Below are 22,361 nucleotides of genomic sequence, written 5' to 3' on the forward strand. Positions count from 1 at the left end.
TTTGCTTAGGCGACTGTGGGAGCAAGCCTCGCTCCCACAGTTCGGGGCTTGGCATTTATCCATCAATGCGGATATGCGGGGTCACGGACATCCCCACTCGCAGTTTCGCCGCGGCGGGTTGGTCGGGGTCGATGCGAATGCGCACAGGCAAGCGCTGGACGATCTTGGTGAAGTTGCCAGTGGCGTTGTGCGGCGCAATGGCTGAATAGCTGACGCCGCTGGCAGGTCCCAGGCTTTGCACGGTGCCGAGCAGCGACTCGCCCGGCAACGCGTCGACCGTGATGTCCACAGCCTGACCCATCGCGACGCGCGCCAACTGCGTCTCGCGGAAGTTGGCGGTGATGTAGACGGCGTCGAGCGGCACAATCGCCAGCAACGGTTGCCCGGTATTCACGAATCCGCCGATGCGCACGGATTTCTGTCCGATGGTGCCGGCGATCGGTGCCGTGATGCGGGTATAGGACAGCTTCAGTTCCTCGATGGCCTGCGTGGCTTGGGCATGGGCGAGAGCGGCCTGGGCTTTTTCCAGATCGGCCCTGAGGACATCCACCTGCTGCCGGGCCGCCTGCAGACCCGCCTCACTCCTGTCCCGGCGCGCCCGTTGGATGCTCAATTGCGCTTCGGCCTGTTGTCGCGCTTGCACGGTGCCCGAGCCATCGTGGGCCAAATTGCGATACCGCGCTTGATTGGCACTGGCCAGTTTCAGCGCCGCCTCGTCCGCGGCCACCGCTGCTTGAGCCTGGCGAATGGCGGTTTGCTGCCGGCTCAGGTGCGCTTGCAGGCTGGCAATGCTGGCCCGGGCACTGGCGACCTGGGCGTTGGCCGCGTTCACGGCGGCGACGAAATCACGGTCATCCAGTGTCGCCAACACGTCGCCTTTCTCGACCCGCTGGTTGTCTTCGATCAACACCGTCTCGATCGTACCGGACACCTGCGGCGCGACTGTGGTGAAGTCCGCGTGGACATAAGCGTCATCCGTTGACTGCGTCGATGCGCTGGATTCAGGGCGATTGGCGTAGAGCACTCCGGCGACTGCCACGGCGAGCAGCACGACACTGATGATCTGGGCTTTCTTCGGTAAGGCCATGATGAATTACCCATGTGAGGATGAGGATGAGGCGGCCTGCCTGGCAGGTGCCGGGATGTAGGCCAGCCGCAGCACGAGGGGAATCAGCAGCAGTGCCAGCAGGCCCAACGCGCGATAGGCATCGGCGATCGACAACACCAGCGACTGCTGGCTGACGATGCCCAGCAGTTCTGAGGGGAGCGGCGCCGAGGCCAGGGTATTGCTTGCCAGGGCCGCCTGGTCCAGCAACATTTCCCCATGGAAGCGGCCGCGCACGACCACGAGCTGTCCGACCAGCGCCGCGCCGAACAACGACCCGAAGGCGCGCAGGGTATTGATGGTGCCGGACACATACGGACCCTCGACTGGCTGCACCACGCTGGTGATCAGAAACAGCATCGACACCACCGCCATCGGTTGTCCAAAGGCCTGTAGCGTTTGCGCCACGACGAACTGCTCGCGGTTCCAGTCGCTGGTCAATTGCGCGCCGCAAAGGCAGGCCAGGGCGATCAGGCACAGTCCCAACGCGAACATGAAGCGCGCATCAACCCATTTCTGGTACAGCAGCAGCGCCACCAGTGCCCCCAGGAGTAACTGCGGCAGCGCGACGATCAGCCCGATCGCGGCCATCTGCAACGGGCGATAGTCCTGCAGCGGCCCGAGGTAACTGGCCGGTAGCAACGAACTGGACAGCAGTACCACCAGCAACGAGACGAACAGGATGCAGCCCAGCCCCAGGTTGCGACGCCCGAGGATCTGCAACTTGATGAACGGCGAGGGATGAAACCATTCGGTCAACAGGTAGATCGCCAGCAAGGCCAGGCCCGCGAGCAGGGACGAGGTGATCAACGGTGAGTGAAACCAATCCAGTCGTATGCCTTGATCCAGGGCGACGGTCAGCAAACCAAGCGCCGGGACACCGCAGGCCATGCCGGCCCAATTGGCCTGGCGAAAACGTGGGAACTGGATCGGTTCCCGTGGCAGCCCCCAGGCGATCAAGCCGGCAGCGACCACGGCCAGAGGAACGATCTGCCAGTACACCCAGCGCCAGTCCTGCAGTTCGTCTGTCCAATGCCCCGCCAGCCAGATGGCCAGGTTGGGCGCGAAGGTCGCGGTCATCGCGTACATCGCCAGGCCGTACAACCGTATGGGTGGCGGCAGGAATTTCAGGGCCGCCATCATCAGCAACGGAATCGTCGTGCCGCTGGCGATGCCTTGCACAAAACGCAGGCCCAGGAGCAGATCGAGGTCATGGATGAACGGCAGGAGCAGTGCCAGCGACGTACACGTGGCGAGCGTCAACAGCTCAAGGCGCCGGAGCGAGAGCGTCAGGGCAAACCACGCGGCAAAGGGCATGGCAATCAGCTCCCCGGCGCTATACGCCGTGGTGAGCCAGGACGCATCGTCCAAGCCAAAGCCCAGTGCGCCTCTTACGTCCGCCAGCGCTAACGCGCCAACCCGGGTGTTCAGTCCCGCCATCATGGCCGCGAGGAAAATCCCGGCCAGACCGACCAGCTGGCGTTTCGACGACGTGGCCAAGGGGGCCGCGCGAGGTGCGACCTGGGTGGTCGACAACGCGATGCTGTTCATGGTTGCGGCTCCGGGTCCCAGCCGCCACCCAGGGACTTATAGAGATTGACCACGGTTAGCGTGGCGTTGGTGGCGCTGGCATTGAGACTGGTCTGGCTGGCGAGCAGGTTCAGTTGCGCCGTGAGAACGCTCAGGTAGTCGGCGGCACCTTGCTGATAGCCGCGTTCGGCCGCGTGCAATGCCTGCCGGTTCTGCTCATACGAAACCAGCAGCTCGTCGTGTTGGCGCTGTTGCGCGGCCCAGGCGTCCAGGGCATCGTCCACTTCGTGCCAGGCGCGCAATACGGTGTGCCGATAGGCCAGGGCGGCGGTCTTTTGCCGTGATTCGTTCAAGGCCAGGCGCTGTACCAGGCGCCCGCCCTGGAAGATTGGCAGGTAAACCGTCGGCCCGACGGAAAAGAAGCGAGCGTCCCAATTGGGCAGGTCGCCGCTGTCGAAGGCTTCCACACCGATTCGTCCTTTCAGGCCGATACGTGGGTAGAAGTCGGCCTTGGCTACGCCGATGGCTGCGGTCGCGGCGTGGAGCTGCGCTTCGGCGCGCAGGATGTCGGGACGTCGCTGGGCCAGTTCAGACGGGACCCCGACCGGCACCCGAGTGGGCAGCGAAGGCAGGGGCATGGCCTGGCGCAGTTGTGCGTCGAGGGTACGAGGTGGTTCGCCCATCAACAGCGCCAGGGCATTCATTTGGGCATTGCGACGCCGGGCCAGTTCGGGAAGCATGGCCTTGATCGTCGCCAGCTGCGCCCGTGCGGAGGAGGTTTCGAAGCGTGTCGCCACGCCATTGCGCTCGCGACTTTCGGCCAGGCCCAGGGTGCGCTCGGCGATCGTCAGGTTCTGTTGGGCGATGTCCAGTTGGGCCTGGGTGCCACGCAGTTGCAGGTAGGTCCGTGCCACTTCGGCGGACAGGGCCACCCGAGCGGCTTCGCGCTCATGGACCGTCGCCTCCAGCGTCGCCGCCGCACCTTCGCGCGCGCGGCGGGCCCGGCCCCACAGGTCGATTTCCCAACTGGCATCGAAACCCATTTGCCAGAAGTTGCTGGGGGCCGTCGGGGCGCCCAGCGCGGCGAACTTGCCATGTTCACTGAGCGCCTCCCGGGCGTAACTGGCATTGGCGCCGACGCTGGGCAGCAACTGCGAAGCGGTAATCCCCAGTTGCGCTCGGCTTTGATCGATGCGTTCGGCGGCTATCTGCAAATCAAGGTTGCCGGCATGTGCCTGTGATTGCAACTGAGTGAGCAGCGGGTCGTTGAATAGTTGCCACCATTGGCTGGGAACGGCGCCGGGGAGCAGGGAGGCGTCGCGTCCATGCTCGGGGCGGAGCGTCAGTTGCGCGGCGTCAAGTTCGTTCTTGGGTTCCATGAAATCGGGGCCCACCGCGCAGCCGGTGAGGGCCAGTGTTGTGAGCACGACCATGGGTTGCAAGCGGCGTTGAAGTAGTTCGAAAAAAGCCGGCATGGGCCGTTCCCCACAAGGTTGCAGCGCCGCTGCGCGAGCGTGCGCCTGGGCTTGTCGATCCTTGGATAGCGAGTCGTCCGCTGTGGGGTCATGGTATTGAGCGGTTGCGGCGAGGGCACTTCTACATCGGTTCAGCCAAGTCATACCTCGGTGGCGGGGGATGTATACGAAGGTATGTGTTGAGCCTGGGGGTATGGTTTCTTAGCTGGGGATGGGGTGTATATCCATCAGATCGGTGGGAGCAAAGCTTGCTCGCGATAGCGGTGGCTCAGTCAATGAAGATGTTGGATGTGCCGGCCTCTTCGCGAGCAAGCTTTGCTCCCACAGAGTCCTGCGGCGTATTCGCATTTTGTGGCTACCGAAAAGCCAGTGTGTCGGGCTTGCTCGCGAAGGCGGTGGCTCAATGTGCCGGACGCAAGGCCGTCTCGATGCACTCGAGCAGCTTGTCGGTATCACAAGGCTTGGGCAAACAGGCGACCAACCCCGGCGTATGCGCCCCCAGGTCCGGATAAGCGGTAATGAAGATAGTGGGAATCCGCAAGCCCATGGCTCCGAGCTGTTCATGCAGCTCCAGGCCACTCATGCCCGGCATCTGGATATCGGAAATCAGGCAATGGGTACTGGCCGGGGCATTGGCGTCCAGGAACTCGATGGCACTGCAATAAGTTCGAACCTTGTAGCCACTGGAACGCAACAGGCTATCCAGGGCTGTCCGAACGGATTCGTCATCGTCAACAACGGCGATAATCCTCGTGTTGCGTATCTGCGTGGCTTGCGTCATAGGGGTCGCTCGTAACAGCGCCTGTCGTGACTACACGATACGCGGTCTCATAGGGGGCAGAAGTATACCTGCGTATAACGGCCTAAGACCTAAGGGTCGGTGCCTTGTGCCTGGTGCAGCACCAGGCCATGAAAAAATTGTGAAGCGCTTTCGTGAGGCGCTAATCTAAAGAGCGCAACACACCCCGTCCTGGATCCCGGCACATGCTTCACCCTCAGGCATCCAGCGCAGCCACGGAAGTCGCCTCCTGGTGACGACATCGGCAAGTGCAACATGACACTGGACGACAGCCGACGGCAAAGTGCGGCAGACCAAACAAAATAGTGCTCCTGTGCCGATGGAATAACAGCATGCAAATATTATGGGACGATGGTGAGCGTATCTTCTGTCGGGAATTGCGCTCGGGTGTGGACGGCGACGATACGGTCCTGGTGGCCCGGCCCGCGACCGAACAGCCTCGCCCTGGTTGCCTTGACCGGCTCGTCCATGAGTTTGGCCTGAAGGATGAACTCGATGGCGCCTGGTCGGTACAACCCCTCGACATGGTGCGCGAAGGGCCCCAGGTGCAACTGGTGCTCGCGGATCCCGGCGGCGTGCCGCTCGTGCAACTGTTGATCGCACCGATGGAAACGACGACGTTCCTGCGCCTTGCGGTGAGCATTGCCGTGGCGCTGGGCAAGCTCCATCAGCGCGGCATCGTCCACAAGGACATCAAGCCCAGTCACATCCTGGTGAACTGCGACGATGGCCAGGCACGGCTCACCGGGTTCGGCCTGGCCTCGCGGCTGCCGCGCGAGCGCCAGGCCCCCGAGACCCTGGCCGGCACGCTCGCCTACATGGCCCCCGAGCAGACCGGCCGAATGAATCGCTCGATCGATTCGCGCAGTGACCTGTATTCCTTCGGCATAACGCTCTATCAGATGTTGACGGGATCGCTGCCGTTCACTGCGTCCGACCCGATAGAGTGGGTCCACTGCCATATCGCCAAAATGCCTTCGCCGCCCAGTGTGCGGCTCGAAACCATCCCCGAGATACTGTCCCAAATTGTCATGAAACTGCTCGCCAAGACCGCCGAGGAGCGCTACCAGACGGCCGCGAGTGTCGAACATGATCTGCGCCGTTGCCTGGCGCATTGGACACAATCGCGGCACATCGATGCCTTTGCCCTGGGCGAACAGGGCGCCTCCGATCAACTGTTGATCCCTGAGAAGCTCTACGGCCGTGAGCGTGAAGTCGAGACGCTGGTTACCGCGTTCGGTCGGGTGGTCGAAACCAGCGCGCCGGAACTGGTGCTGGTGACGGGCTACTCCGGTATCGGCAAGTCCTCGGTGGTCAATGAGCTGCACAAGGTCCTGGTTCCGCCGCGCGGCCTCTTCGCCAGTGGCAAATTCGACCAATACCGGCGAGACATTCCTTACTCGACCCTGGTGCAGGCCTTCCAGAGCCTGGTGCGCACGTTGCTGGGCAAAAGCGACACGGAACTGGCGCATTGGCGCGAGGCGTTGCTGGATGCGCTGGATGCCAATGCGCGGCTCATGACCGATCTGATTCCCGAACTCAAGCTCATCATCGGCGAGCCGCCAGCGGTCCTGGCACTTGACCCCCAACAGGAGCAACGCCGCTTCTTACTGATATTCAGGCGCTTCATCGGTGTGTTCGCCCGCGCCGACCATCCGCTCGCCCTGTTTCTTGACGACTTGCAGTGGCTGGACGCGGCGACGCTCGACCTGCTGGAGGATCTGCTGACCAGCGCCGATGTGCGCCACCTGATGCTGGTGGGGGCCTACCGCAGCAACGAGGTGGACGCCACGCACCCGTTGACGGGCAAGCTCAAGGCTATTCGGAGCGCTGGGGGCAAGATCAGCGAGATCACCCTGGCGCCCCTCGTCAAGGTGCACGTCGAGCAGTTGATCGCCGAAGCCCTGCATGACGCCCTTGATCGTGTCGAGCCGCTGGCGCAACTGGTGCTGGACAAGACCGCGGGCAACCCATTCTTCGTGATCCAATTCCTGCAGGCCCTCGCTGACGAGCGATTGCTGACTTTCGATCACGAGGCGCGGCAGTGGTGGTGGGATCCGCAGCGCATTCACGCCAAGGGCTACACCGACAACGTCGTCGACCTGATGGTTGGCAAATTGGTCCGCTTGCCCGCCGACACGCAGCAGGCATTGCAGCAACTGGCGTGCCTGGGCAACGTGGCTGGGCTCAAGGCGCTCTCCACCGTTCTGGACATCTCCCCGACTCAGGTCCGGGCGGTTATGTGGCAGGCGGTCCGCCAGGAACTGGTCGAGCGGCTGGACGATGCCTATGGATTCGTTCACGACCGCATTCATGAGGCTGCTTACTCGCTGATCCCCCAGGCTGCGCGTGCCGAGACGCACCTGCGCATTGGACGGTTGCTCGCGGCACAAACGGACGCCCAAGCGCTTGAAGAGGCGATCTTTGAAATTGCCGGCCAGCTCAATCGTGGCGCGGCATTGCTCACCGACCGGGCTGAGCGGGAGCAGTTGGCTGAATTCAACCTGCTGGCCGGCCAGCGGGCCAAGGCCTCGACGGCCTATGCTTCGGCACTCAACTACCTGGCCACCGGCGTGCAGTTGCTGGATGAGGACTGCTGGACAGGGCGTCATGACTTGATTTTCGGGTTGGAATTGAACCGGGCCGAATGCGAGTTCCTTACCGGACAACTCGGTGCCGCGGACGAACGCCTGAAGGCCTTGGCCGACCGCGCCGTGACGGTGATCGAGCGGGCCAACGTGGCGTGCCTGCTGATGGACGTCTACCTGCTCCTGGATCGCAGCGACGGTGCGGTGGCGGTCTGCCTCGACTACCTGCGCCATGTGGGGATCGAGTGGTCGGCCCACCCGAGCGACGACGATGTGCGTCACGAGTACGAGCGCATCGGGGAACTGCTTGAAGGCCGGGCCATCGAGGACTTCATCGATCTGCCGCTGATGGTGGACGCCACCTCCCTGGCGACGCTCAACGCACTGGGTAAGCTCTTTGCGCCGGCCTTGCAGAGTGAAGCGAACCTGGCGGACCTGTTGATCTGCAAGGCGGTCACCTTGAGCCTGGAGCAGGGCAACTGCGATGCGTCCTGCGTGCTCTACGCCAATCTGTTCCGAGTCGCCGGCCGGCGGTTCGGTGACTACCAGATGGGATTCCGCTTTGGCCAGCTTGGTTGCGACCTCATTGAAAAACGCGACCTGCGGCGATTCGAGGCCAGTACCTACCTCTGTTTTTCATGCTTTGCCGTGCGTTGGATGAAGCCCGTGGGGCAATGCCGGGACCTGTTGCGTCGTTCGTTTGCGGCGGCGAATCGGATCGGTGACCTGCCGTATGGAGCCTACGCCGGCAACAACCTCACCGCCGATCTGCTGTTCGCTGGCGAGCCGTTGATCGATGTACAAGAAGAAGCCGAGCGGGGCCTGGCCTACGCCAAGAGGGTGCACTTCGGGCTGGTGACCGATTTTATTATCGCCCAGCTGGCGCTGATCCGAATGCTTCGGGGCGTGACGCTGACGTTCGGCTGCCTGGACGACGGCCAGTTGAACGAGCCGGCCATCGAAACCCACTTGTCCGGCAACCCGGATCTGGTCCTGGCTGATTGTTTGTATTGGGTCCGCAAACTGCAGGCCCGCTACCTGGCCGACGATCCTGAAGCGGCCATGGCGGCCGCTGCCAAGGCCCAGGGTTTGCTCTGGGTTTGCCAGTCGTTCTTCGAGGAAGCCGAATACCATTTCTATGGCGCCCTGACGCGGGCCGCCTGCTGCGACCGTGTGCCGGTGGACGCGCGCGAACCTCACTGGGTGGAGTTGGCGGCCAATTACCGCCAGCTCCAGACATGGGCACAGCAGTGTCCAGAGAACTTCGCCAGCCGCACCGCGTTGGTGGGTGCCGAAATGGCCCGGGTCGAAGGGCGTGTGATCGATGCCGAGTCGCTGTACGAGCAAGCCATCCATGCCGCGCAGCAAAGCGGTTTTGTCCATATCGAGGCGCTGGCCAACGAGCTTGCAGCGCGCTTTTACGCTGCCCGTGGTTTCGACAAGATCGCCCGCGTCTATCTCCAGGATGCTCGTTACGCCTACCAGCGTTGGGGCGCTGAGGGCAAAGTGCGGCAGTTGGAGCAGACCTATCCATTGCTGAGGACCGAAGCGCCTGTGCCCGGACCAACGACGACGATGACGACGCCGGTCGAGCACTTGGACCTGGCCACCGTACTCAAGGTCTCCGAGGCGGTGTCGGGGGAAATCGTGCTGGATAAGCTGATCGACATGGTCATGTGCACGGCGATCGAACAGGCCGGCGCCGAACGCGGGTTATTGATCCTGTCCAGCGACGGCGAGTACCGAGTCGCGGCGCAGGTGACCACCGGCAACCACGTAACGCAAATCCACAATGCCCCGGTGAGCGCGGCACTGTTGCCGGAGTCGATTCTCTACCACGTCCTGCGCACCGGGGAGAGCGTTTTTCTTGACGATGCCCTGATCGCGGCGCCGTTTGCCGCGGACCCGTATATCCGCCAGCAGCGTGCCCGCTCGATTCTCTGCGTGCCGTTGCTGAACCAGGCCAAGCTCGTCGGCGCGCTCTATCTGGAAAACAATCTGGCTGCCCATGTGTTCAATCCGACCCGTATCGCCGTGTTGAAACTCTTGGCGTCCCGTGCGGCCATCTCTTTGGAAAATGCCCGCTTGTATCGCGAAGTCGCCGAGCGCGAAGCGAGGATCCGGCGCCTGGTGGACGCCAACATCATTGGCATTCTGTTTTGGAATGCCGATGGCGACATTATCGAAGCCAACGATGCCTTTCTGCGCATGGTCGGCTACGAGCGCGAAGACCTGGTCTTGGGCCGCCTGGGCTGGCGGGACCTGACGGTGCCGGAGTTCCGCGAACTGAGCGAACGCTCCCTGGCCCAGGCGTTGCTCACCGGGCACGCCCGGCCTTATGAAAAGGAATATTTTCGCAAGGATGGCAGCCGCCTGCCGGTCATCGTCGGCCTGGCGCTGTTCGAGGCCAATAGCAGGGAAGGGGTCGCCTTCGTGGTGGACCTGACCGAACGCCGGCAGGCGGAAGAAAAGATCCGCGAAAGCGAGCGACGTTATCGCGAGGTGCAAACCGAGCTGGCCCACGCCAACCGAGTCGCGACCATGGGGCAGTTGGTGGCTTCGATCGCCCATGAAGTCAACCAGCCGATTGCCGCGACGATCCTCAATGCCGATGCCGCCCTGCGTTGGCTGAACACCCAGCCACCCGAGATCGAGGAAGTCCGCCAGGTATTGGGGCGCCTCATCTACGACGCCAATCGGGCGGCGGACGTGTTGGGGCGGATCCGTGGGCATATCCGCAAGGCGCCGCCACAAAAAGGCCCGGTGGACATCAACATTGCCATTGGCGAAATGATCGAGTTTACCCGCGGCCAGATCATCAAGAGCGGCGTCTCGATCCAGACGCACCTGGCCGACGGTTTGCCGCTCATCCAAGGTGACCGGGTCGAGCTGCAACAAGTGCTGCTCAACCTGATCATGAATGCGCTCGAAGCGATGAGCTGCGTCAACGAGCGCGAACGGCAGTTGTGGATCTGCGCAACGTCAGAGGGGGCCGATTGGGTGCTGGTGAGTGTGAGCGATTCGGGGCCGGGGTTCGCCTCGGAAAACGTCGACCAGGTGTTCACGTCGTTCTACACCACCAAACCCACCGGGCTGGGCTTGGGGTTATCGATCTGTCGTTCGATCATCGAGTCCCACGGCGGTTGCCTGAAGGCCTGCGTCAATCAGCCTCGCGGCGCTACCGTTCAATTCACGTTGCCCATCGTCCAGGGGGAAACGCCTGCCTGAGGACTCGACAGCGTTCGATTCATACTTAGGTTTAAAGGCTGCATATCAATAGATCACCGATTCCACTCCCACGTACAAATGCAACGTCGCAACCCGGGCGATAGATTGGCCTCACGGGTTGCGGAGTGTGAGCCATGATCGATTTAACCCACCGGGCAATGGATGGACTTTCTGCGCTTCGTTCGGTCGCGCTGGTTTTGATGGCGCTCGTCACGGCGAGCGCTTTCTATCGCCTGGGTACGCCGATGCTGGACGGGCAGGGGTGCGCAGCGGCCCGCAATCGCGGTCTGTCTGATATCGCCTTGAAATGGGTGCATGTCGAACGGTCTGGGGCCACGTTGCCGATCGGCGCGCACCTGATCAGCCCACGGGGGTTCTATCTCCATCACGGGATCTACCTGGGCGACCTGAAAGTCGCCCACTACTCCGGCTTCAGCGGTTCGCTGAGATCCGGCCCCATCGAAGTGATCGACCTTGAACATTTCGCCCATGGCAAACCGGTCTGGATAGCACAGGAACCGTATGAATTTTCCAATGATGAAGTCGTCAGGCGGGCGCTTTCACGGCTCGGTGAGAACCGCTATCGGATTCTGTCCAACAACTGCGAACACTTTTGCAACTGGTGCATCAGCGGAAAACACTACAGCGCTCAGGTCGACGCTTATTTCCAGCGTCCCCGTGATCTATTCGCTTTGATTTCGACGCTGGAGCCGCAGCTGATTGCCTAGGTACAGCGCAGGCTGGACAAGGTCGCTGTGCTACACTTTTTTTTCGTTTCGCTCGCCGGAAGGGTCGTGAATGAACGGTAATGCTTCATCCAATGAGGCGGGTCTCAAAGGTTCTATTGTGTTCGTGGTGGATGACGATGCCTCCATGCGCGATGCGTTGAGCAACCTGCTGCGCTCGGTCGGGATCCGCGTCGAGACGTTCGCCTCCACGGCGGATTTTCTTCGGCAGCCGAAGACCGAGTGCCCCAGTTGCCTGGTCCTCGATGTACGGTTGCAAGGCGCCAGTGGCCTCGACTTCCAGGCGCAGTTGGCGGAGTCGAATACGAATATCCCGATCATCTTCATCACCGGCCACGGCGACATCGAAATGTCGGTCAAGGCGATGAAAGCCGGTGCCGTGGATTTCCTGGCGAAACCTTTCCGTGAACAGAACCTGTTGGATGCGGTGTCCGCCGCGCTTCAGGCGGATGTCCGGCGACGGCAGGTCGAACAACAGTTTGCCGATCTGCATGCCCGCTACCAGACGCTCACCGCCCGTGAAAAAGAGGTCATGGGTTTTGCGGTCACCGGGCTGATGAACAAGCAGATCGCCGGGCAAATGAACCTGAGCGAAATCACGGTGAAGATCCATCGCGCCCATGCGATGAAAAAAATGTGCGCCAGGTCGTTTGCGGACCTGGTCCGGATGGCCGAGGCGTTGGGCTCCGGGCAGAGTCGGTGAGCGTTCTCAACGGCTGCGCAGCCGAGCGGGAGCAAGCTCCCTCGCCACGGGGGCAGCGTTGTCTGGGCTGACGCCATCGCGAGCAAGTTCGCTCTCACAGGGGAGTTACCCTTGGAATGCAAAAAGCCCCGTCACAGTGGACGGGGCTTTTGACTTGCCGCTTGAAGCTTACAACTCGGGGCTGCCCTTAGAACACCACACCCTGGCTGCGCAGGTAGTCGTCGTAGGTGCCGCTGAAGTCGACCACGCCGTCGGCGCTCAGCTCGATGATGCGGGTGGCCAGAGACGATACGAACTCTCGGTCATGGCTGACGAAGATCAGCGTGCCTGGGTAGTTTTCCAGCGCCAGGTTCAGCGCTTCGATGGACTCCATGTCCAAGTGGTTGGTCGGTTCGTCCATCACCAGCACGTTCGGCTTTTGCAGGATCAGCTTGCCGAACAGCATGCGGCCTTGCTCACCACCGGAAATGACCTTGACCGACTTGAGGATCTCGTCGTTGGAAAACAGCATGCGGCCCAAGGTGCCACGCACCAGCTGCTCGCCACCCTGGGTCCACTGGCCCATCCAGTCGAACAGGTTGACGTCGTCTTCGAAGTCATGGGCATGGTCCTGGGCGTAGTACCCCAGTTCCGCGGCGTCGGTCCATTTCACCGTGCCGGCATCCGGTTCCAGTTCATTGACCAGGGTGCGCAGCAAGGTGGTCTTGCCGATACCGTTCGGGCCAATGATCGCCACGCGCTCGCCGGCTTCGACGGTGAAGCTGAAATCCTTGAACAGCGGCTTGCCGTCAAAGCCCTTGGCCATGCGTTCGACGATGACCGCCTGGCGGTGCAGTTTCTTGGTCTGCTCGAAGCGGATGAACGGGCTGACACGGCTCGATGGCTTGACCTCGGCCAGTTGGATCTTGTCTATCTGCTTGGCGCGGGAGGTGGCCTGCTTGGCTTTCGAGGCGTTGGCCGAGAAACGGCTGACGAACGATTGCAGTTCGGAGATCTGGGCTTTCTTCTTGGCGTTGTCCGACAGCAGTTGCTCGCGGGACTGGGTCGCCACGGTCATGTACTCGTCGTAGTTGCCTGGGAACAGGCGCAGCTCGCCGTAGTCCAGGTCCGCCATGTGGGTGCAGACACTGTTCAGGAAGTGACGGTCGTGGGAGATGATGATCATCAGGCTCGAACGCTGGGTCAGCACGTTTTCCAGCCAGCGGATGGTGTTGATATCCAGGTGGTTGGTCGGTTCGTCGAGCAGCAGCACTTCCGGGTCGGAGAACAGTGCCTGGGCCAGCAGTACACGCAGTTTCCAGCCAGGCGACACTTCACTCATCGGGCCGAAATGCTGTTCGATGCCAATCCCCAGGCCCAGCAGCAGTTCACCGGCGCGGGATTCGGCGGTGTAGCCGTCCATCTCGGCAAATTCGGTTTCGAGTTCGGCCACGGCCATGCCGTCTTCTTCGGTCATTTCTGGCAGCGAATAGATGCGATCGCGCTCGGCCTTGACCTTCCACAGCTCTTCGTGACCCATGATCACGGTGTCGATCACGGTGAATTCTTCGTAGGCGAACTGGTCCTGGCGAAGTTTACCCAGGCGCACGTTCGGCTCGAGCATGACCTGGCCACCGGACGGCTCGAGGTCGCCACCGAGGATTTTCATGAAGGTCGACTTGCCGCAACCGTTGGCGCCGATCAGACCGTAGCGGTTGCCCGCGCCGAATTTGACAGAGACGTTTTCGAACAGTGGCTTGGCGCCGAACTGCATCGTGATGTTAGCTGTAGAGATCAAAGGTTTATCCTGCGGAACATTCAGAGTAGCTAAGGGTGCGGCAGTACCTGTTCAGTACCTGTTTGCGCACGTCCCGACCGCGCAAAGGCGTCGCGGTCGCAAGCGCAAGGGTCCATCCGGCATAAGAGGACAGCAGCATACGGAGCGCCCGGCCCGGGTAGACGTGCGCCGAAGCCGCGGTTTGCGGCATCGGCCAAAGGGAGCGCGTGATAATTGGCGGCGATTGTACTGATCTGGCCGCATTAACGATAGGGTATTGCCCGGACAAGACAGTTTTTCACAACTTCAGGATAACTTTTGGTTACAAACTCTGGCTAAAATGCCACCTCACCCAATGCTATCTCCCTTGCCGCTTGGTTGGCCCGGAGACGCAGCCTGTTCACTCCCTGCATTGTGACGGACTTTCGTGAAGCTCATCATTGTCGCGATCTACCTCCTCTCCATCGGCTACGTTCACCTGCGTGGACGCGTGCGCCACAAGGTCGGACGCCAGTTGAGCGATCACTCGTCTTTTCTCGCACCGATCAATTGCCTGCTTTACCTGTGCTCGAAACTGCCCAACAGGCCTTTCCTGAGCCCGACGCAGTTCCCGGACCTGAGTCCGCTGCAGGCTCATTGGGAAGAAATCCGGGCCGAAGGCCAGAGCCTGCTGCGGGCGGGGGAGATCAAGCGTTCCAATCAGTACGACGACGTGGGCTTCAACTCATTCTTCAAGACCGGCTGGAAGCGCTTCTACCTGAAGTGGTACGGCGACAGCCATCCGTCGGCCATGAAATTGTGCCCACGCACCACCGAATTGGTGCAGAGCATCGGGTCGATCAAGGCGGCGATGTTTGCCGAGTTGCCGCCGGGGTCGAAGTTGGTCCGGCACCGCGACCCCTATGCCGGGTCCTATCGCTATCACTTGGGCCTGGAAACGCCCAACGATGCCGGCTGCTACATCAATGTCGATGGCGAGGCTTATCACTGGCGTGATGGCGAAGCGGTGATTTTTGACGAAACGTTCATTCATTATGCCGAGAACACCACCGACCAGAACCGCATCATCCTGTTCTGCGACGTGGAGCGGCCGATGAAGTTTCCCTGGGCCACGGCGTTCAACCGCTGGTTCAGCCGCACCGTGATGGCGGCGGCCGGCGCGCCCAACGACGCGGGCGACAGGACGGGCGGCCTGAACCGGGCATTCTCCAGGCTCTACAAGATACGTTTGCAAGGCAAGGCCCTGAAAAAGCGCAACCGCAGGTTGTACTACCTGCAGAAGTGGGCATTTTTCGGTGGATTACTGGCGATCTTCGTCTGGATCTGAGCGCGAGATTCGTCCTCATGCCTCGGGTTTTTGCGCATCCAGCTGCTCCCACATCCTGGCGGTAATCCGCTGGCGGTGGTTATAACCTTCCCAAGGATCGGCGCCCAAGCCCCTGGCCCGCTCCAGCGCGGTATAGATATCCCATTGCTGGGCGTTGCGCAGGGTCGACAGTTCGGCGCGGGCAATGGGCACCGAGACCGGCAGGCCTGGCCTGGCGCGCACTGAATAAGCAGTCACCGTGCTAGCCCCGCGGGCGTTGCGCAGGTAGTCGACGAATATTTTCCCGACGCGATTCTTCGGTCCCATGGTGGCGGTGATGCGCTCCGGCGCTTGCCGGGTCAGGAACTGGGAGATGGCCTTGGCAAACGCCTTGGTGGTGTCCCAGCCCTCGTTTCTCGCCAATGGCACGATCACGTGCATGCCTTTGCCACCGCTGGTCTTGAGGAAGGCCTGCAAACCCAGCTCGTCCAGCACCGCCAAGGTCATGCGGGTCGCCTCGATCATCGCGCTCCAGGGCAGTGACGGGTCCGGGTCCAGATCGAGGACAAACAGGTCAGGCGTCTCGATCCGGTCGTGGGTCGCGGTCCAGGTGTGCAGTTCCACCGCGCCCATCTGCGCCGCGCCCACCAGCGCGTGGACGTCGTCGATTTCCATCAGGGCGGCATGACCCGGGTCCAGATGCGGATCCAACTGTTTGATGTGGGGAATCTCCAGTCGATCGGCGTGTTTTTGAAAGAACAGGTCTTCACCGATACCGTCCGGTGCCCGCAGCAGCGCGACCGGACGCAGCTTGAGGTGCGGCAGGATCCAAGGGGCGATGTCCAGGTAATACTGGGCCAGCTCGGCCTTTTGCACGCCGCTGACACTGTCGATGACCCGATCAGGGTGGGTGATCGTCACACCGTCCACCTTGGCCGCGCTGGCTTTGTGACGACGCTGAGGTTTTGGCGCAGTGGGTTTTATCGGCAGGGGCTGCTCACGAACAACCTTGCTGGCGGGCGTATCGGGCGGCAAGCCCAGGAAAATAGCCTGCCGCACCTGGTTGTCGCGGGTCCACTCGGTGAATTCGATTTCGCAGGTCAGGGTCGGCTCGACCCATTGCACGCCGCGCCCCTGTGTACCGTTGAGCGGCTCAGCCAGTGGTGGAGTATCGCGCTGCTGGGTACACAGTTGCTCGTGCAATTGCTTGATCTGCGCCTGGCTGAACCCGGTGCCGACCCGGCCGGCGTATACCAGCCCCGTTGGCCCGTTGACGGCCAGCAACAACGCGCCGAAACCGCTGCGTTTGCCTTGGGGGCGGGTGAATCCGACGATGACAAAGGCTTGGCGCAGCCGACACTTGAGCTTTACCCAATCGTCGCTTCGCCTGGAAACGTAAGGACTGCCCAGGCGCTTGCCGACCACGCTGTCCAATGAGAGCGCGATGGCGCTTTCGAACATATCGTGTTGGCTGGCGGAAAATGATTCGGAGAAGCGCAGGCGCTTGCTGGCGTTGTTGCCGAGGGCTTTTTTCAGCGCCGCACGGCGTTCTTCCACCGGCGCCTGACGCAGGTCGACGCCATTGAGAAAGGGCGCATCGAACAGGAAATACACCATGTCGACGGTGCGGCTGATCTCGAAGGCCACGCGCAGGGCAGCAAAATCGGAATGGCCGGTCTCATCGAGCAGGACCAGTTCGCCGTCGAGCCAACTGTCCCCCAGGTTCAACCCGGCCAAGGCGTCGGCATGCAACTTCAGCCGATCGGTCCAGTCCTGATGATTGCGGTTGTATAACCGGACTTCGCCGTCTTCGATGCGGGTCAGCAATCGATAACCGTGGAATTGGACTTCGTAGCGCCATTCACCGGTGGGGGGCTCCTCCACGGGCGTGGCCAACTGCGGCGCCAGGCGTTCGGGCAGGGCTGTCGTTGCGCCTTGGCCAGGGTTGCGGGGCGTCGTTGCGTCCGACTCGGCATTGGACAAACGAGCAGATTCACTCTCGGCGTTGGCCATGACAGATTCCCTTGTATTGCACACGCCGGGGAGTTAACCCCGGGAGGCCTTGGTGGCTTTTTTGGCAGGAGCGGATTTGCGGGTTTTCGCAGGTTTTGCCGGGGCTTTCCCGGCTGATTTATCGGTAGCCTTGCCCTTGCCGCCGAGGCTGCGCTTGAGCAATTCGGTAAGGTCGATGACATCGGCGGTCTTGCGTTGTTCTTCGCCAGGATCGGTTTCCACCGCTTCGAGCCGCCCCTCGTTGGCCTTCTTCTCCACCAGTTCCATGATTTTGTCCTCGAAGCTGTCGCGGTAAGCCTGGGGCTCCCAGTCGCCGCTCATGTCTTCCACAAGGCGCTTGGCCATTTCCAGCTCGCCCTTGGCCAGGGTCGGGTTCGTCACCTCGTCGCCCAGCTCCAGGACATCCAGCTCGCGTACCTCGGCGGGCCAGCGCAGCATCACCAGCACCAGCGCCGTTTCCAGGGGCATGAGGGCGGCCAGGTGCTGGCGGGTATGCAGCACCACATGGGCCAGCGCTACTTTGTTGGTCTTGACCAGTGTTTCGCGCAGCAAGGCATAGACTTTGCCGCCGCGTTTGTCGGGCGCCAGGAAGTAGGGCTTGTCGATGTTTTGCAGGGGAATTTTTTCGCTGTCGACAAAGGAAAAGATGTCGATGGTCTGGGTGGACTTGGGGTGGGCGGCGCGGATCTCGTCTTCGCTGATGAGCACGTATTGGCCTTTCTGGTATTCCACGCCTTTGACGATATCTTCCTTGGTCACCTCCTTGCCGGTGACCTTGTTGACACGCTTGTAGCCCACCGGGTCCATGCTGCGCTTGTCCAACCAGTCGAAATCCACGCCTTGGGATGCGGTGGCCGATACCAGCGCCACGGGAATGTGGACCAGCCCGAAACTGATTGCGCCTTTCCAGATTGCCCGTGCCATGGAGGTGTTTTCCTTGCCGGTGAGTGTCTCTCTGGTGACCTTCGGGCCTTGGGAAAAGTTTCCCCTGTGGGAGCGAGCTTGCTCGCGATGACGCCGGTACAGGCGCCATTGATGCAAACTGACCCACCGCCATCGCGAGCAAGCTCGCTCCCACAATGGTTCGGAGACGCTTGGTTACATCTTCACCGGCACATTTCGCTTAACAGCGTCGAACCTGCGGCGTAGCGTGCTTTCGATATGCCAGAACTCAAGGAGGTCTGCGAATGAACAGGCTGATGATTGCCATCATGACGCTACTGCTGAGCGCCACTGCCCAGGCCGCCACGCCCAACGATGGCCCGATGGTCCTGGCCCAGAACCTGCCGGGCAACAACAATCCCTATAACAGCCCGACGCGTCGGGCCAATCCCAACAGCATGCAGGGCACCCGGCCCAACGTGCCGACGATTCATGACAATCCGACCGTGCCGGTGCCACGGCCTCCGACCCTGGAAAACGGCGGCATCGGCAATGGCTACCCCCGGTCCGGCCAGCCGTCGGGTTCGCCGCGGCCGACCATCGAGTCTCCCACGCCACCCCGCAACAGCCAGAATGGCAATCGCTAGGCGCTGGAGCTTTTCTTTCAACACCGCAGAAGGAAATGTGCATGTTGCGTAAAACACTCTTGGCCGCATTCTGCGCCAGTGCTGTCCTGACCCTTGCCTCGCCGGCCATCGCCGTGCCAACCCAGTCATTCAAAAGCGAAGAGGGCACCCTGGAAGTGACCACTGTGGTCAAGGGGCTGGAGCGCCCTTGGTCCGTTGCATTCCTGCCTGGCCAACAGGGCATGCTGGTGACGGAGCGAGAGGGCAACCTGCGCGTGGTCAGTCCCGACGGTAAGTTGTCCGCGCCCCTGAGCGGCGTGCCCGAGGTGTGGGCCAAGGGCCAGGGCGGCTTGCTGGACGTGGTGCTGTCGCCGGACTTCAAGCAGGACCGCACCGTCTACCTGTCCTATGCCGAGGCGGGCGCGGACGGCAAGGCCGGCACCGCCGTGGGACGCGGGCAATTGTCCGAAGACCTCAAGAGCCTGAAAAACTTCGATGTGGTCTTCCGCCAGCAACCCAAGTTGTCCACGGGCAACCACTTTGGCTCGCGACTGGTCTTCGACCGCGACGGCTATCTGTTCATCACCCTGGGGGAGAACAACGACCGACCCACCGCCCAAGACCTGGACAAGTTGCAAGGCAAGGTCGTGCGCATCTACCCCGACGGCAAGGTTCCCGACGATAATCCCTTCGTCGGCCAGAAAGGCGTCCGTCCCGAGATCTGGTCCTACGGCGTTCGCAACCCCCAGGGTGCTGCCCTCAATCCGTGGAACGGCACTCTGTGGGAGAACGAGCATGGGCCCCGGGGCGGTGATGAATTGAACCTCATCGAGCGTGGCAAGAACTACGGCTGGCCGTTGGCGACTCACGGCATCAATTATTCTGGCGCCCCGATTCCCGAAGCCCAGGGCAAGAGCATCGAAGGCGGCGTTGACCCCTTCCATGTCTGGCAGGTGTCTCCCGGGCTCAGCGGCATGGCATTCTACGACCATGAGCGCTTCAAGGCCTGGCAACACAGTGTGTTCATCGGGGCCCTGGTGTCCGGTGAACTGATCCGGCTGCAGTTGCAGGATGACAAGGTCGTTCATGAAGAGCGCCTGCTGGGCGAACTCAAGGCGCGAATCCGCGATGTGCGCCAGGGGCCGGATGGGTACCTGTATGTGCTCACTGATGAAGACGACGGGGCGTTGTACAAGGTCGGACTCAAGTAACGCAACGCCGGCGCTTTTGTGGCGAGGGAGCTTGCTCCCGCTGGGCTGCGCAGCGGCCCCCGGAATCTGTCGTCGCGGTATCAGGTTGATTGCCGTTAGCTTTGGGGTCGCTTCGCAACCCAGCGGGAGCAAGCTCCCTCGCCACAAGAGCGGATAGCATTTGATCTTTGCCATTGACTTGCCGCCAACGCACCGCTAATTTCCAGGCATGAATTCAACCGTACTGCGTAGCCAGCCAAGCATTATTACCGCCATTCCTTATTTGGCGGGCTAGCTGACGGCTGCACCGAACCCGCCCTGGAGGCGGGTTTTTTCTTTCTGTCTCCTAGGCTCCGACCGAACCAGGAGATCGCCATGACCGCAGTCCACACCGAGCAAGCCCTGCTTGAGCACTACGTCAAGAAAATCCTCGCCGCGCCGGTCTACGAACTGGCGGTGCGCACGCCGCTCCAAGCGGCACCTGCGCTGTCCGAGGCCCTGGGCAACCGGATCCTGCTCAAGCGCGAAGACCTGCAACCGACCTTTTCCTTCAAGATCCGCGGCGCCTACAACAAGCTTGTGCACCTTACTGCGGAGCAGCGGGCCCGTGGCGTCATCACTGCCTCTGCCGGCAATCATGCCCAGGGCGTCGCGCTGGCGGCACGGGAACTGGGTATTTCGGCCAGTATCGTCATGCCCAAGACCACCCCGCAGTTGAAAGTGCTGGGGGTGCGCAACCGCGGTGCCGAGGCGCTGCTGCACGGGGACAGTTTTCCGTTTGCGTTGGCCCATGCGCTGGACCTGGCCGAGCAGACCGGGCGGGAGTTCGTCTCGCCTTTCGATGACCCGGATGTGATTGCCGGGCAGGGCACAGTCGCCATGGAGATCCTGCGTCAGCATCCTGGCCGGCTGGACGCGATTTTCGTCCCGGTCGGCGGCGGGGGGCTGATCGCGGGCATCGCCGCCTACGTCAAATACCTGCGCCCGGAAGTTCGCATCATCGGTGTCGAGTCGCAGCACTCTGCCTGTCTCCAGGCCGCGCTGGCCGCTGGGGAGCGGGTCACCTTGCCCGAGGTGGGAACCTTCGCCGACGGCGTGGCCGTGGCCCAGATCGGCGCCCATGGCCTGGATATTTGCCGATTCTGTGTCGATGAGGTGATGACGGTGACCAACGACCAACTGTGCGCTGCGATCAAGGACATCTATGACGACACCCGTTCCATCACCGAACCCTCAGGCGCATTGGCGGTGGCCGGGATCAAGCAATACGTCGCGCGAACGGGCGTGCGAGGCGAGACCCTGGTGGCGATCGATTCCGGTGCCAACATCAACTTCGACAGTTTGCGCCATGTAGCGGAGCGGGCGGCAATAGGCGTAGCGGACAGTGCCGCTTGACCTACCGCCATCGCCAGCAGGCTCGCTCCCACAGGGCGCGGTGGCGAATCCAGATCCAATAGTCACCCCAAAACCAATGTGGGAGCCGAGCTTGCTCGCGATGGCGATGGTTCAGTTTGCATTGATGTTGAATGGGTTGGCCTCTTCGCGAGCAGGCTCGCTCCCACAGGGAGCGGTGGTAAATCCAAATCCAACAGTCACCCCAAAACCAATGTGGGAGCCGAGCTTGCTCGCGATGACGGCAGTCTATTCAACATCTATGCAAGCTGATCCACGGAGAGCACGAGCAAACCCGCTCGCGTCGAACATTTTTTGAACAAGGCGACGGGCGCCCGCCCAGGTGCCTGCAATTGAGGCTACTCTAGCTTTCGACACACTCATCACGATTGCACTTTGCATGGAAAAACCGCCGTTTCCTTGCATTTTGCACGAGGGGGGCCGCCAGGTATCGATGCTAAGTGATTGATTTGTATCAATCACCCATCTCGTCAAGACAGGCATATTTTTTGCGGGATTATCAGGGGTTTCAATCAGGAGTCCGTTTCACGAGCTCAATGATAGAAACGCCAAAAAAAGAACGAACGGCACGGTATTCGTAGTCCCAGTCCGCAGGGAAGAAAACGGACGAAAATACCGCCGTCGTGAACATAAGTTGGCCGCCTCAACAGGAGAGAGTCGCCATGTTTTTATCTGCCCTCGAAATGCGAAACATCATTGAAAGCAGCTTGCTGCCCAAGCGCTCGCAATGCACGTTGTCACCTGAGCTGACGATGACGATCAAGATCTTCGATGACCACAAGACCGATCACGTGGCCTTGGTCAAGACCGACATCGATGCCAGGAAACTCACCGGCTGCCGGGCCATCAACGACCTGATCGCCGAGTTGCGTACCGAGCTTGACCACAACCCTGCCGCTGGCAATCATTTTCATCAGCAACACCAGCGGATGACCGGGCGCTGAGTACGGCCTTGTCCTTGTCAGTCTGACGCCCGGGTCCGGCGATGTCCGAACCCGGCG

General features: G+C 61.6%; 14 protein-coding genes and 1 pseudogene. 8 read left to right on the top strand and 7 right to left on the bottom strand.

Annotation, left to right across the window (positions count from 1 at the left end):
- Window positions 1-55: 55 nt before the first annotated feature.
- From M1D99_RS15480 to M1D99_RS15495, 4 genes are all read right to left on the bottom strand, one after another.
- The gene (locus M1D99_RS15480; protein ID WP_458130398.1) at window positions 56-1,087 is read right to left on the bottom strand and encodes an HlyD family secretion protein; all 1,032 of its coding nucleotides are present in this window, start codon (window positions 1,085-1,087) and stop codon (window positions 56-58) included.
- Window positions 1,088-1,093: 6 nt separating this feature from the next.
- Window positions 1,094-2,656: an MFS transporter gene (locus M1D99_RS15485; protein ID WP_458130399.1), complete on the bottom strand. Its 1,563-nt coding sequence runs from the start codon at window positions 2,654-2,656 to the stop codon at window positions 1,094-1,096.
- Window positions 2,653-4,110 carry an efflux transporter outer membrane subunit gene (locus M1D99_RS15490; protein ID WP_458130400.1) on the bottom strand — a complete coding sequence of 486 codons (1,458 nt, stop codon included), beginning with the start codon at window positions 4,108-4,110 and terminating at the stop codon, window positions 2,653-2,655. The genes M1D99_RS15485 and M1D99_RS15490 overlap by 4 nt, the downstream gene beginning before the upstream one ends.
- A gap of 400 nt (window positions 4,111-4,510) precedes the next feature.
- Complete coding sequence (locus tag M1D99_RS15495; protein ID WP_434576333.1) at window positions 4,511-4,891, bottom strand: response regulator transcription factor; 381 nt, start codon at window positions 4,889-4,891, stop codon at window positions 4,511-4,513.
- A 350-nt stretch (window positions 4,892-5,241) separates the two neighbouring features.
- Here M1D99_RS15495 and M1D99_RS15500 point away from each other — a divergent pair, with 350 nt between their 5' ends.
- The 3 genes from M1D99_RS15500 (at window position 5,242) to M1D99_RS15510 (ending at window position 12,174) form a co-directional block, all read left to right on the top strand.
- On the top strand, window positions 5,242-10,725 hold the full coding sequence (locus M1D99_RS15500; RefSeq protein WP_458130401.1) for a trifunctional serine/threonine-protein kinase/ATP-binding protein/sensor histidine kinase: 5,484 nt from the start codon (window positions 5,242-5,244) through the stop codon (window positions 10,723-10,725).
- Between the two features lie 134 nt (window positions 10,726-10,859).
- Window positions 10,860-11,453 (top strand): lecithin retinol acyltransferase family protein, encoded by a 594-nt coding sequence (locus M1D99_RS15505; RefSeq protein WP_186709399.1) that lies wholly within the window; start codon window positions 10,860-10,862, stop codon window positions 11,451-11,453.
- 70 nt (window positions 11,454-11,523) lie between these two features.
- Complete coding sequence (locus M1D99_RS15510; protein WP_186709398.1) at window positions 11,524-12,174, top strand: response regulator transcription factor; 651 nt, start codon at window positions 11,524-11,526, stop codon at window positions 12,172-12,174.
- Window positions 12,175-12,361: 187 nt separating this feature from the next.
- Here M1D99_RS15510 and M1D99_RS15515 read toward each other — a convergent pair whose 3' ends face one another.
- Complete coding sequence (locus tag M1D99_RS15515) at window positions 12,362-13,951, bottom strand: ABC-F family ATPase (RefSeq protein WP_003181279.1); 1,590 nt, start codon at window positions 13,949-13,951, stop codon at window positions 12,362-12,364.
- Window positions 13,952-14,357: 406 nt separating this feature from the next.
- On the opposite strand from M1D99_RS15515, the gene lpxO reads away from it, so the two are divergent.
- Window positions 14,358-15,257 carry a lipid A hydroxylase LpxO gene (gene lpxO, locus M1D99_RS15520; protein WP_186709397.1) on the top strand — a complete coding sequence of 300 codons (900 nt, stop codon included), beginning with the start codon at window positions 14,358-14,360 and terminating at the stop codon, window positions 15,255-15,257.
- A 15-nt stretch (window positions 15,258-15,272) separates the two neighbouring features.
- Here the strand turns inward: lpxO and ligD are convergent, their stop codons facing one another.
- Together ligD and ku are read right to left on the bottom strand one after the other, a co-directional pair.
- Window positions 15,273-17,249, bottom strand: a complete 1,977-nt coding sequence (ligD, locus tag M1D99_RS15525; RefSeq protein ID WP_458130402.1) for a DNA ligase D — start codon at window positions 17,247-17,249, stop codon at window positions 15,273-15,275.
- Window positions 17,250-17,282: 33 nt separating this feature from the next.
- The gene (gene ku / locus M1D99_RS15530; RefSeq protein WP_434570022.1) at window positions 17,283-18,173 is read right to left on the bottom strand and encodes a non-homologous end joining protein Ku; all 891 of its coding nucleotides are present in this window, start codon (window positions 18,171-18,173) and stop codon (window positions 17,283-17,285) included.
- Window positions 18,174-18,436: 263 nt separating this feature from the next.
- Between ku and M1D99_RS15535 the strand changes: the two genes are divergently transcribed.
- The 4 genes and pseudogenes from M1D99_RS15535 to M1D99_RS15550 all read left to right on the top strand — a co-directional run bounded on the left by M1D99_RS15535 (window position 18,437) and on the right by M1D99_RS15550 (window position 22,304).
- On the top strand, window positions 18,437-18,778 hold the full coding sequence (locus M1D99_RS15535; protein WP_186730713.1) for a hypothetical protein: 342 nt from the start codon (window positions 18,437-18,439) through the stop codon (window positions 18,776-18,778).
- Window positions 18,779-18,819: 41 nt separating this feature from the next.
- Window positions 18,820-19,968 (top strand): PQQ-dependent sugar dehydrogenase, encoded by a 1,149-nt coding sequence (locus M1D99_RS15540; RefSeq protein WP_434570024.1) that lies wholly within the window; start codon window positions 18,820-18,822, stop codon window positions 19,966-19,968.
- A gap of 354 nt (window positions 19,969-20,322) precedes the next feature.
- Window positions 20,323-21,321, top strand: a pseudogene (gene ilvA, locus M1D99_RS15545) (threonine ammonia-lyase, biosynthetic); the annotation flags it as partial.
- A gap of 701 nt (window positions 21,322-22,022) precedes the next feature.
- Entirely contained in the window at window positions 22,023-22,304 is a 282-nt protein-coding gene (locus M1D99_RS15550) for a DUF1652 domain-containing protein (RefSeq protein ID WP_053119524.1), read from the top strand.
- The last annotated feature ends 57 nt before the right edge of the window (window positions 22,305-22,361 follow it).

The organism is Pseudomonas sp. R3-41 (assembly GCF_054161485.1).